This is a genomic window from Schlesneria sphaerica (assembly GCF_044336245.1).
Taxonomy (GTDB): Bacteria; Planctomycetota; Planctomycetia; order Planctomycetales; family Planctomycetaceae; genus Schlesneria; species Schlesneria sphaerica.
On the sequence record NZ_CP172346.1, the window covers coordinates 6,800,553 to 6,813,259 of the forward strand.

The 12,707-nt window shown below is 56.9% G+C and carries 6 protein-coding genes; 4 read left to right on the forward strand and 2 right to left on the reverse strand.

The window, feature by feature from the left end; all coding sequences use genetic code 11:
- Window positions 1–2 precede the first annotated feature (2 nt).
- On the reverse strand, window positions 3–3,167 hold the full coding sequence (locus tag ACGY09_RS24425) for a PVC-type heme-binding CxxCH protein (RefSeq protein WP_397569803.1): 3,165 nt from the start codon (window positions 3,165–3,167) through the stop codon (window positions 3–5).
- A gap of 808 nt (window positions 3,168–3,975) precedes the next feature.
- Window positions 3,976–4,401, reverse strand: a complete 426-nt coding sequence (locus ACGY09_RS24430) for a GxxExxY protein (protein WP_397569804.1) — start codon at window positions 4,399–4,401, stop codon at window positions 3,976–3,978.
- A 483-nt stretch (window positions 4,402–4,884) separates the two neighbouring features.
- Between ACGY09_RS24430 and plsY the strand changes: the two genes are divergently transcribed.
- The 4 genes from plsY (at window position 4,885) to ACGY09_RS24450 (ending at window position 12,554) form a co-directional block, all read left to right on the forward strand.
- Entirely contained in the window at window positions 4,885–5,553 is a 669-nt protein-coding gene (gene plsY / locus ACGY09_RS24435; RefSeq protein WP_373652359.1) for a glycerol-3-phosphate 1-O-acyltransferase PlsY, read from the forward strand.
- Window positions 5,554–5,847: 294 nt separating this feature from the next.
- Window positions 5,848–8,829 carry a PVC-type heme-binding CxxCH protein gene (locus ACGY09_RS24440; protein ID WP_397569805.1) on the forward strand — a complete coding sequence of 994 codons (2,982 nt, stop codon included), beginning with the start codon at window positions 5,848–5,850 and terminating at the stop codon, window positions 8,827–8,829.
- Between the two features lie 62 nt (window positions 8,830–8,891).
- Window positions 8,892–11,357, forward strand: coding sequence for a DUF1553 domain-containing protein (locus ACGY09_RS24445; protein ID WP_397569806.1), 2,466 nt, complete (start codon window positions 8,892–8,894; stop codon window positions 11,355–11,357).
- Between the two features lie 459 nt (window positions 11,358–11,816).
- A complete protein-coding gene (locus ACGY09_RS24450) occupies window positions 11,817–12,554 on the forward strand; it encodes an AAA family ATPase (protein ID WP_397569807.1) in 738 nt (245 codons plus the stop codon).
- Window positions 12,555–12,707: the final 153 nt, after the last annotated feature.

Below are 12,707 nucleotides of genomic sequence, written 5' to 3' on the forward strand. Positions count from 1 at the left end.
TCTTACTGCTTGGCCTTGAGGAATGCGATCAGGTCGGCCAGTTGTTGTCTGGTCAACTGAGTCTCCAGTCCTGCGGGCATGATCGACATCGTACTTGGACGGATTTCTTCCACGTCCGACTTGAGGATGCGGACCTTTTCCCGGGCTCCGGTCGCCAGTGTGATTTCTTCAGGCGTTTCAGCACGGATCAGACCATTGAATTGTTTTCCGTCCAAAGTGACGATCAGTACCGGCTCGTAGCTTCGCACAAAGCTGACGCTCGGGAAGACGATTGCTTCCAACAGATCCCGCTCGGTCCGAATCTTGCCGATGCGCGACAGATCCGGGCCGATATCCCCTCCCTTGTAGCCCATGGCGTGACAGGCCGAACAGGCCGCTTTCTCACTGTTGAAGACAAGCTGACCTCGGCGGATGTCCCCGCCCGTCAGGGACTGGGCTAACTCGTTGAGCTTTTCCTGCTGGCGGCCTGCCTCGACGTTGATCGCGGCGTAAAGTTCTTCGGCGCGGGTTTGCACGGATGAAGGAAACTTAGCTAAGCGGGCCTTCACCGTATCCACGCGTAGACTGGTCAGCACGGGAGAGTTCTTCAGTGAATCAACCAGTTTCAGCCCGACAGCTTCGTCGGAACAATGTTCGAAGGCGCCGAGCAATCGATTCAATTCCAACGGCCCGACTTCAGGAATGGATTCAGCCAGCAGGCTCAGCGGATCGGCGTCGAGTTTTGACCGGACAAGCGCGTCGACGGCGGCCGAGCGTGTGCTGACGCTGACCAGTTCCCCCAGGTTGTTCGCCAGCAATTGCAAGTGTTCGGTTTTCGGCTGGGAGAGCCCCTCGGGAATTGCAGCCAGCGCCTCGACACGAACACCGTCAGGGAACGATGTCTGACTGGCGACTTCCAGCAGCGCGAGCGTAAGTGGTTCGTGGGCCGATTTCACGGGAATCGCCCGCAGGGCGCCGATCGCGGCAGGAACCAGGACCGGATTCCCTTCGGCGACGGTTAGCGTCAGTCCTTCGAGCCAACTTGCAGGAAGTTCTTTCAGCCCACTGCTGCGCATCGCGTCTAAAGCAACGTGCCGGGCTTCAAGTGGATTGCTTTCGCCGGGACGGATCTGATCGGCAAGCAGTTGTTGAATCGCCCCGTTTCCTGCGAACTGTGCCAGTTGTTCGACGAGTTCCCGACGCTGGTCGTCGGTCAGATTGCGTTCCGCAATCCGCTGCTGCAGGTACTCGGCCAGTGAATCACCCCACTCTGAGTGCCGTCCGACCAGCCAATGAGCGGTTTCTCGCAATTTCGGTTCGTTTGAAGTCAGCCACGGGATGACCGATTTCGGTTCCACGTGTCCACCCGGCATCTGATCATTGGCGATCATGGCGATCGACTGCATCAGGGGCGAGACCCGCTCTTTCGGCACCACGGAGAGATTGACCGGCTTCCCAATTTCGATCAGGGCGTACGTGACGGAGTGCTGCAGCTCACGATCGATTTCTGAGCCGGTCACCGCACCCAGCAGGTCGGCTGCAGCCGTATCATCGCCGATACGACCGATCGCTTCGGCGGCGGCTCGTCGAATCGCATGCGATTTGTCGGTCAGGGATTTCTTCAATGTGGCGGAAGCGGATGTGTCTTTCCAGAGACTGATGGAATGGAGGGCTGCCAGCCGGACGTCGAGGTTGGGATCGCTGACAGCAGTCTGAACCGCAGTTCGTGCCGAGGGATCGTCGATGCGGGTGAGCGTCCAGACGGCGTTCAGACGTGTGCGGTCGTTTTTGGACTGCAGCGACTTTTTCAGAGCGCCGACCGCAGCGGGGCCTTGCTTGGCGAGTAGCTGAATCGAACGGCTGGTGACGGCGGGGTGTGCATCGCCCAGTCGGGCGGCCAGTTCGACATCGCTGGTGGTGGTCCAGTTCAGTTTCAGGCCCCGTGGATCGGCCTGACGTGGTGACCCCGCTCTTCGAACGCGGTAGATTCCGCCGAGAATATCGGGTTTCGTCAGTTGTGATGTGGGACAGCAGAGTGTGTACCAGCCCCCCGTGTCGCAAATAATCAAGCTTCCATCCGCATCCTCGATGACGTCGGTCGGATGAAAGTCCAGATTGCTGGAAACAACGAAATCACTGTCCGTCGATTTGAACGTGGCACCGACTCGTTCCAGTGCATGTCGCGAGACTTTGCGCATGTTGAACTGAGTGGCGAAAAGGTTGTCCTGGAATTCTTTCCCGAACACGGTCGACTCATAGCGGGCGAGTCCGCTGGGAGCCGCCGGTCCCAGATGGACCAGAGGAGGCATCAGGTCACCCGTGCGCGGATGGAAATTCGTGACATCGTGGACCTTTCCGTACACGCCACCGTAAATCGCGTGAATCAGACCATCGCGTAGTCCTCCTCCGGGTCGTTGCAGAAAGGTCGTCGTGAAGATCCGATCACCCCCCGGCAGAAAGACGACATCGACCGGGTTGTCCATTCCCCCGGTCATCACGTTCTCAATAAATCCCGTTCCGTCGGCGCGACGCCGGAAAATATGAGCGGCTTTTGTGACGAGTTGCGGCTGTGGGCTGTCCTGACTTGCTGCTGCGTGAGGCTTGGCAGGCTGTGCATAGGTCTGTTCAGCGAACGCCCCCTTGCACCAGTAAATCCAGCCATCCGGCCCCAGATACGGGCCGTGAAGATCATTCGCACAGCCGGTCAGTGTCTTGCCCTCGAACCATTCGGTCCGCTGATCGGCAACCCCATCTCCGTCGGTGTCGGTGAGTTTCCAGATGCTGGGAGGAGCGGAGACATAGAGGGACCCGTCGTACCACATGGTTCCTTCGGGGAACATCATCTTGTCTGCGAAGACGACACTTTCATCAAATCGACCATCTCCGTCTGTGTCGGCGAGGCGGACGATCCGATGGGTCGGGTTGAGCAACTGTTGATCGGGACGTTCGTTCGATCCGGATGAATCTGCGACGTACAGGCGCCCTTGCTCATCAAAGTCGGCGGTAATCGGACGATCCACCAGCGGGGACGTTGCGACCGCTTCAATCTCAAATCCGTCTGGCAGCGTGAAGACGTGTTCGTTGATGGTGAATTCGCCTGCGGCTGCAATTTTCCCGAGTAGCACGAACGCCATCAAACCGATTTGGCTCATCTGACCCATTCGAAATACCGCCATCGATTTCACCATCAAAAGGAGTCCTTCAGGAATGCCCGATCAAGCTGGCCACGTGCGTTGACGCTTCCCGTTTTCGCCCTCATTCGGATCGAAAAGTGGTGCCGCGCAGGCACTGTCTCTGGTACGCGGTTGTAACCCATCGCAGGCAGTCGAGTCGAGCGTTGGAACAAGGTCCATGTCGCCCCCCATCGCGACGACCACTCTTCGACACCCTTGGTGCAATGTGCCGACGGTGCGACTGCGGTGAGACGACGGGGTACCGCGTCTTCCGCGAAGCAATTTCAAAAGGCGAACAACGTCGGCGTTGAAGGGAGACAAGTCCGCTACAGGTTTTCATCGGAAAAAAATACATTGAGCAAGTTGAGCGAGTTGAGCAACATCCCTGTTTTGCTGTGTCGGAAGCGGTTTCGAAGTTGCTCAATTTGCGCGACATGAGCAACTTCCAATCTTGTATTTTTCGGATCGCGAAAACCGTAATCGAGTCACCGCTCCGAAATGACGCGACGGCCGCGATCTGTCAGACCCAGGGCGAACTTGGGAGCAAGTGGCAGACAGACCCCGCTCTCTCTCGGCGAATAACTTCATGTCCACGAATTCGATCACTGCGGGAACCCGCGTTCCAGCTAATTCGGCTCTGCCAATCGATTTTCGATCAAAACGGTTTTTTCATAACTTCATGAGCATACCAAGAAGATGCGACAAATGTCAATGTCGTAAGGTGACGCATAGCCGACAATGAAGCTGTAATTCATCATCTGCGTCCCTCGGCGCAATCTGCGGATGATCCCCTGTATCTGCAGAACGGAAATTCACTCAAAGTTCATTGTCCGTTTTCCGCCCTCAGATGATCCGCAGATTGCGCGGATTCGCGCAGATTGAGGACGAGGCGCTTTTGCTGGAGGCTGGTTGTTCCGAAGTTGATCAGAAGGGCTTTCTGTAAACTGGACGCTTTCAGGTAGTTGATGGCCTGCTCTTCTTCTAGTGACGAGAGTTGCTGCAATGCCTTGATTTCTACAATCACGGAACCAAAGCAAACGAAGTCGACTTTATAGAACGTTTCGAGTGGCCTCCCACGGTAGACAACTGGCAAAATCTTCTCGCGTTCATGCGGAATCTGTTGGAATTGAAATTCACGCTCCATAGCCTCCTGGTAGACTGGCTTCAGAAATCCACAACCAAGCTCTCGATGAACGGTCATCGCAGCGCCGATGATCGCATAGGTCTGTTCATCCCGGGAATTCATCATCTGCGTTCCTCTGCGCAATCTGCGGATAAACCTGCATCGTGAGGAATGAAACCTTGCCTGAGATCGTCCGCAGATTGCGCTGATTCGCGCAGATTGAGAACGGGGAAGTGGAGTTGCAGTCGGCTTGTTTTTGTTGCCGGTGGGCGCTTCAAACGATACCAGCGGTTGGCTCCCAACACGAGGTCACTGTGAGTGGTTTTGACCGAAGTGGTTCCGTTTGCCGTGGCATTCTTCGGTCTTGAACTCGATGGATGTCATTGGCTGTATCTTTGTCAGCCCGCGGGTCTGTCGTCCTTGAAGGTGATCATCAACTTGTACGGTGGGAGTTGCGGGAATGAGGTTGTGCTTTTTTGGCGGGAGCCGTTTGCGAATCCAAGTTGCGAAAATCGCCGACGGGAATCAGACTCTCGGCTCGGGCTGGCGGATGTCGAGTAATAGTGCACAGTTGATCCGGATGGGCGGTACGAGAAGGGCGTTTTTGGAATGTGGGTAAATTTTGCGGTTCTGGCATTTGTCAGTTATCTGGCCGGGTCGATTCCTTTCGGGTTTCTCATCGGAAAAATCGTGAAGGGTGTTGATCTTCGCAAATTGGGCAGCGGCAATATCGGTGCGACCAATGCGGGGCGCGTGCTGGGGAAAAAATGGGGGCTGATCTGTCTGGCTCTAGATGCACTGAAAGGGCTGCTGCCGGTTGCACTGCTTCCGCGGCTGCTAATTTCTGAGGGCAACCCCTGGTTCGCTCACGCGGTGGTGTTGTCAGGCGTGTGTACGATCGTCGGGCACATGTTTCCCTGCTGGCTCGGATTTCGCGGAGGAAAGGGGGTGGCAACTTCGCTGGGGGTCTTGCTGATTCTCAGCCCGTGGGGCCTGCTGGTGGCCGCGGCTTTGTTTTTCGGCTCGATGATCTGCTGGCGAATCGTCTCACTCAGTTCGATTCTGGCGGCGGTCGGATTCAGCCTGTTTGAATTTATCCGCCTTCGTCCGAACCCGTTTTCTGAAGCGACGTGGAGTCAGGGCGTGTTTGCCCTGATGGTGCCGCTCCTGATTATCATTCAGCACCGCAGCAACATTCGCCGCCTGCTCGCGGGTGAAGAGCCGAAGTTCACATTGAAAAGCAGTGCCGAGACGGCCGCTCCTCCGTCGCAATTGTGATTGTTGAAGACAATCGTCACTCTAGGGATTGATTGAACTGGCTGAACGCGTTGACCTGACAGTGCGCGGCGAGACGGTTTTCAGAATCAAACCATCGGGAAGACGAAGGCGGGTACCTGCGCCGAGGTGGGATTGAGCGGTGATTCGACTTATCATGGTGCGCGATGTCAGTGCATAGATTTTTACTCGGAGGACTGCGTGAGGGGCTTCGACCGAACGACTCTGTCTCATGAATCAACTCACGATGAGGGGAGCCGGGTCTTCGTCGATCGAAGTTCAACGCGAGGGAAAGTTATGAGCTACAGATTCGGATTCTTGCTACTGTTGATTTGCGGGGTACTTCCGCTGGCTGCGGCGGACCCTCAGCAAATGAAGAGCCCGCTCTCCACCGACGACTCCCTGGGCTCGTTCGTACTCGCCTCACCCGATCTCAAGGTGGAACTCGTTGCGGGCGAGCCGGAAGTGATTGATCCGGTCGCGATCGCCTTTGGTGCCGACGGATCAATGTGGGTCGTCGAAATGCGGGACTATCCGTACGGGCCGAAACCCGGCACCGACGAAAAGCCCAAATCTCGTATCAAACGGCTATTCGATCACAATCATGATGGCCGCTACGAAACGGCGACGGTGTTCGCCGACGAGCTTTTGTTTGCGACAGGACTGCTTCCCTGGAAGGATGGAATCATCGTCACTCTGGCGGGGGAAATTGCCTTCTTCGCTGACCGCGATGGAGACGGGAAAGCGGAATTCAAAGAAACCTGGTTTCAGGGCTTCAGCCAGGAAAATTCCCAGTTACGGGCGAACCATCCGACGCTGGGACCAGACGGCTACATCTATGTCGCCAACGGTCTGCGAGGTGGCACAATCGTCCCGACGAAGCCGGAGTGGCGCGATAAGGGAGCTCCGTTGCCCCTGGCAGGATTCGACTTTCGATTCAATCCGCTGACGGGCGACTATGGTGCTGTTTCCGGTCACGGTCAATTCGGACTCTGCTTTGACGACTACGGAAACCGGTTTGTCTGTTCAAACCGCAATCCCGTCCAGCATATTGTCCTTGAAGACCACTACACGAAGCGAAATCCCTTCTTCGCCGTCAGATCCACGGTTCAGGACGTGGCTGCGTTTGGTGAGCATTCGAAGCTCTATCCCATCAGTCAGGCCTGGACGACGTCGACTCTGCATGCCAACCAGTTCACGGCGGCTTGCGGTGTGACGATTTATCGTGGTGACGGATTGCCTCCCGAGTACAAGGGAAATTCATTCACGTGTGATCCGACCGCAAACCTCGTCCACCGCGAAACACTCGTCCCCAGCGGCGCCTCGTTCATCAGTCATCCCTCGGACGGGCAGAGCGAGTTTCTGGCGAGTCCCGACACGTGGTTCCGTCCCGTCAACCTGGCCAACGGCCCGGATGGAGCTCTGTACATCGTCGATATGTACCGTGCCGTCATCGAACACCCGGACTGGATGCCGAATGAATTGCGGACTCGTAAAGATCTTCATGACGGCAATGACCGGGGACGAATCTGGCGCGTGAAGTCAGAGGAATCCGTCATGCCGCAGGATCGCCCTGAGCACGCACTGGATAAGCTGCCGGTTCCGCAGTTGGTTAAACTGTTGGACCATGCCAACTCATGGCATCGGGAAACCGCGACACGATTGCTGCTGGAGCACGATCGCGACGCCGTGCTCGAGGCACTCAAGCAGAACTGGAAGCAGAATCGCCTGACCCGCAGCCGATTGCCCGTTCTGTGGCTGATGAAGATTCTGGACCCGCGACTGACACCTCCGGTCATTGCCTGGTCGGATATCGATAACCGTGATGCTCGTGTTCGCGAGCAGGTTGTCTCTGCGATTGGAGACCGGCTCGAAGAACTGTTGCCGGAGGAAATCATCCAGCTCACGACGGAGGAAACTGACGACCGCGTTCGCTTCCGACTGGCTCTGGACCTGAGTGGCGGAGTTGAGCAGCAGCCGAACCGACGAAAAGCACTGGTCAGGCTGCTTGACCGCGGGGCTGAAGATCCGTGGCTGCGAGCGGCTATCGGGACGACGTTTTCCGAACCGCCGCAGGCCTTGCTCCTGGAACTGCTTGACCACTGGATGACGCTGCCGCAGCCTCCGAAGGGGGGAGCCGAATTAACGGAACAGCTTTGCGAAGTTGCCGGTGCACAGATTGAGCCGGTTCAGTCGCGAGCCATCCTCGGTAAGCTGATGGACTTCACCCGGGAAAAAGCTGCCGAAGGAGGGCTCGAACTGGCGGCTGCGGGTGTTCAAGGACTTGGGCGGGGCTTGCTGCGTCGAGGAGTCGGATTTCCCGCGTTACGGGCCGATCTGACAGAGGGCGAGAAAGCCAGGTTCCGAGACTTTATGGCGGCGATTCAGCGGATTGCGCAAGATGCAAACGGACCTGCGACTCGGCGATTGATGGCGATCCGCACCATGGCGTACGGCGAGGGAGCGGAACTGGTTTCTGCCCTGATGGAACTGGCACTGTCCGGAACGGAAGTTCCCGTTCGACTGGCCGCCATTGACGTGCTGGCCACGATGCCAGATCGTTCGATCAGTGACGAAATGATGGCGGCGTTTGACTCGCAAACACCGTCGATCCGTCGCGCCATTCTGGACCTGATGCTGGCTCAGGAGGGACGGACTGAGCAGTTGCTCGGGCTGCTCGAACGAGAAGAACTGAAGCTGAGTGAACTCGATCCGACTCGACAGGATCGCCTGACTCGGCATCGAAACAAGGATTTAAGTTCACGGGCAGCCAAAATTTTCAGTTCCGCGATCGCTCCCGACCGAGCGGCGGTCATTGCGACCTACCAGCCTGTGCTTGAAATGAAGGGTGATGCCTTCAAGGGCCGGGCCGTCTTCGAGAAGAACTGTGTGACGTGTCACCGTGTCGATAACATGGGGATCAACGTGGGTCCCGATATCGGTGATACGCGTGACAAGCTGCCCGAATACCTGCTGCTGAACATCCTTGACCCGAACCGGGCTGTCGATGCCAACTACTTCAGTTACACCCTGGTTACGAATCAGGGTAAGGTTTTCACCGGACTGATCAAGGCCGAGACCGCTGGCTCCATCACGATGCGTCTGCCGGAAGGCAAAGAGGAAACCATCCTTCGGTCCGACGTCGACGAGCTGCGAACGACCGGACAGTCACTGATGCCGGTGGGGTTTGAGAAAACGATCAGCGTTGAACAGATGGCCGATCTGATCTCGTTCCTCAAGAACTGGCGGTATCTCGATGGGGAGATTCCGCTGCAGTGATCAGATGGGTACTCTGTAGCGACATGATCTGGTCTTGATTCACGACAGAACCGGGATGTCCCATGAAGTGCTGCACCTTGGCCTTTGGCGTTGTTGCTGTCTGCCTGCTTTCATGGGACGCCCTGGCTTCTGCCGCGGAAGTCGAAGAAGGATCATTGGTCGTGCTTCCCGGTCAGATCAGACTGACAGGGCCGGAAGCACGTCATGGCTTACTCGCCGTTCGACGCGACCGTGGATCAAGCGTGATCGCGTCCCTCCGCTCGGGTCTCGTCTGGCGAAGTGACAATGAAGCGGTCGCCCGAATCGACCAGGGAACCGTCATCCCCACCGGAAATGGATCGACCCGAATCGTCGTTGAGGTGGACGGGGCGACGGCGGAAGCGACCGTGACCGTAGACAAGTTCGAAGACGCTCATCAGTGGAGCTTTCGAAACCACGTCCAGTCCGTGCTTTCGAAAACCGGGTGCAACAGCGGAGCCTGCCACGGCGCTGCTGCCGGCAAAAACGGCTTCAAGTTGTCGCTGAGAGGATACGATCCCGAGCACGATTTCTTTTCGATCACGCACCAAGCCCGGGGACGGCGTGTTTCACCCGGTGACCCCGGACGCAGCCTGATTCTGACCAAGCCGACAGGGGCGATTCCTCACAAAGGGGGACTGCGATTCACGGAAGATTCCTACGAATACCGAGTCGTTTCGGAATGGATTGCTCAGGGACTTCCCGGCCCTTCCGAGGCCGATTCGCGAATCACCCGGCTTGAAGTTCTGCCGCCCGCTTCACGTCTGAAAGCCGGGACAGAACTGTCGATGATCGTCGTCGCTCATTTTCAGGACGGCCACTCGGAAGATGTCACGCGGTGGGCCAAATATACCGCTTCGGATCTGACGGTCTGTTCGGTCGATGATCTGGGACGCGTGAAGGTGAACGGCAGCGGCGAAGGAGCGATCGTTGCCTGGTATCTGGCACAGAATGCGACGGCGACCGTCACGGTTCCGTATGTTCAGCCCGTGTCGCCAGATCTCTTCAACAATTCAGAACGTGCGAACTTCATTGACGACGACGTCATCGACAAACTGCACGCTCTGAACATGCCCCCTTCTCCGCGGTCTGACGATTCCGAATTTCTCCGTCGTGCTTACCTCGATACGATTGGTGTTTTGCCGACCGTCGATGAAGTGAGGGCGTTTCTCTCGGATCCGGAACCCGGCAAGCGAAGTCGCGTGATCGAAGGATTGCTGTCACGCCCGGAGTACGTTGACTACTGGGCCTACCAGTGGTCTGACCTGTTGCTGCTCACGGGCAATCGTCTGCGGCCAGAGGCGCTGAAGGCGTACTACAAATGGATCCGCGAGCGTGTCGAGCAGAATACCCCTTGGGACCAGTTCGCACGCGGGATCATTCTTTCGCAAGGAAGCACCTTCGAGAATGGGGCGGCCAATTTCTACGCGCTGCACCAGGATCCGCAGGATATGGTCGAAACGACCTCCATGGCGTTTCTCGGGATGTCGATTCAATGTGCTCATTGCCACGATCACCCCAATGAGAAATGGACGAACGACGACTACTATGGAATGGTGAGTCTCTTCGCGCGGGTACGGGGGAAAGGGTGGGGAGGCGACTTCCGCAGTGGCGACGGAAACCGGACGATTTTTCTGGCTGACCAGGGGGAAGTGCTTCAACCCCGCACGGCCCGACCGCAACCCCCCAGACCGCTCGACGGGACACCTATTTCTTTCGACGAACCGGGGGACAGGCGAGAGCACCTGGCTGACTGGCTGACCGCAGCGGACAATCCCTATTTTGCGAAAGCCATTGTCAACCGGATCTGGGCCAACTTTTTCGGACGCGGACTGGTCGACGCGGTCGACGATCTGCGGCTGACAAATCCTGCCAGCAATGCCAGGTTGCTTGACCATCTGGCGAATGACCTGGTAAGGAACCACTACGATTTGAAGATGATCATTCGCAGAATTCTGGAATCCGAGGCGTATCAGCGGTCGCATGCGGTCCTGCAGGAGAATGCTGCGGACGTACGATTTCAGGCTCACAGTCAACCGCGGCGCCTGAAGGCAGAGGTGCTGCTCGACGCCATCTCACAGGTGACAGGGGTTCCGACTTCGTTCAAAGATCTGCCCAAAGGGACCCGGGCCATGCAGTTGCCGGATGCGAGCGTTGCGTCGTACTTTCTGGATGCCTTCGGACGGCCGGAACGTGTGCTGACGTGTACGTGTGAGAGATCCGACGAGCCGAGTATGACCCAGGTGCTGCATCTGCTGAATGGGAAAACGATCCAGGAGAAGCTCGAATCCACCGAGGGGCGTGTCGCTCAAATCCTTGAATCGAGTCTTTCCAACGACGAGATCGTCGAGACCGTATATCTGGCTGCCCTTTCGCGGTACCCCACCAACCTGGAACGACAGGAGTTGGTGCAGGCGTTCGCGGATGCGGGGGCCCAGGAGAGGCGTGCGGTGGTGGAAGACCTGTTCTGGAGTGTGCTGACGTCAAAAGAATTTTTGTTTCAACACTGAATTTTTGTTTCAACACTGAGTCAACGTTCGAAAATGGGACTCTCGATCAGATTCAGGCAGGGTTGGCAGGCAGACGTCCCCGACGAAGTTGTTGCAGAGCGTTTCCGGTCGCCCCCTTGGTGACGTTAAACATCACCTCGAAGGGAAAGTCGGGTGCGCCGGCGTTGACGGCAGTGTCTGTGACCCCGCAAGCTCGGCAAAGCGGTGTTGCCCCATTCTGTCCCATTGAGGAAGAGTTGACGCTGGCGGTCCCCTCGTCACAATTCCGGGTTGTCCCATAAAATGCGATCCATCGCTTGCACGGGGATTCTTGAGCGTTTAGTGAATCGGACGATTGTGTCGTAACCTTGTTCGTTCGTTGAGGCACACCTTTCCGCAGCGACCGAGCGGGCGGCGCGAGTGTGCTGCACCGACGACCGGATTCAGAAAACTTCGTCACTTGAGGAGCGTTTTGCGAGCATGAGTGTTGATATTCAGCGAATCAAGGAACAGGTTCTCAAGCATTCTGATCAACTCGAACAGGTCAGGACTGAGGTGCGAAAAGTTCTGGTGGGACAGGACACGATGTTGTCTCGCCTGCTGATTGCAATCCTGACGGGGGGGCATGTGCTGCTCGAGGGATTGCCGGGATTGGCGAAGACAACCGCAATCAAAGGATTGGCAAACGCCCTGCACTGCAAGTTCAACCGGATTCAGTTCACTCCGGATTTACTTCCCGCCGACTTGATCGGCACGATGATTTACAACCCGCGGGAAGGTTCTTTCGGAACGCGGAAAGGGCCGATCTTCGCCAATCTGATTCTGGCGGACGAAATCAACCGGGCTCCGTCCAAGGTACAATCCGCGCTTCTGGAAGCAATGCAGGAGCGGCAGGTCACGATTGGTGACGAGACCTACCCTCTGGAAGAACCGTTCTTGGTTCTGGCCACTCAAAACCCGATTGAACAGGAAGGGACGTATCCCCTGCCCGAGGCCCAGGTTGACCGCTTCATGCTGAAGATTATGGTGGGCTATCCCACGAAAAGTGATGAGCGGAAAGTCGTGGATACCGTACTGGATGACATTCGGCGTGACGTCAAGCCGGTTCTGGAACCGCAGCACCTGATCGAAATGAAACAGACCGTCTCGACGATCTACATGGATGACAAGATCAAGGACTATGTGCTTGATCTCAATACTGTTCGGCACGAGAATTGATGTGGCTCGTCTGTATCCTGGATTCGTTCTTTCTGTAGCTGTTCACGCCCGGTCAATCCCGCGAAGCAAGGAGTTCGGCGCGACGTGAGACTAGTATTTAGTGGTTGTCGATTAGGATGTTTATATAGGCGCGCACCCGTTCTCATCGCGGAA

Bases quoted from the DNA above. Each gene is read 5' to 3' on its own strand.
- ACGY09_RS24450 (WP_397569807.1), top strand. From the start codon at position 11,817: ATGAGTGTTGATATTCAGCGAATCAAGGAACAGGTTCTCAAGCATTCT.
- plsY (WP_373652359.1), top strand. From the start codon at position 4,885: ATGTGGGTAAATTTTGCGGTTCTGGCATTTGTCAGTTATCTGGCCGGG.
- ACGY09_RS24445 (WP_397569806.1), top strand. From the start codon at position 8,892: ATGAAGTGCTGCACCTTGGCCTTTGGCGTTGTTGCTGTCTGCCTGCTT.
- ACGY09_RS24425 (WP_397569803.1), bottom strand. From the start codon at position 3,167: ATGGTGAAATCGATGGCGGTATTTCGAATGGGTCAGATGAGCCAAATC.
- ACGY09_RS24440 (WP_397569805.1), top strand. From the start codon at position 5,848: ATGAGCTACAGATTCGGATTCTTGCTACTGTTGATTTGCGGGGTACTT.
- ACGY09_RS24430 (WP_397569804.1), bottom strand. From the start codon at position 4,401: ATGATGAATTCCCGGGATGAACAGACCTATGCGATCATCGGCGCTGCG.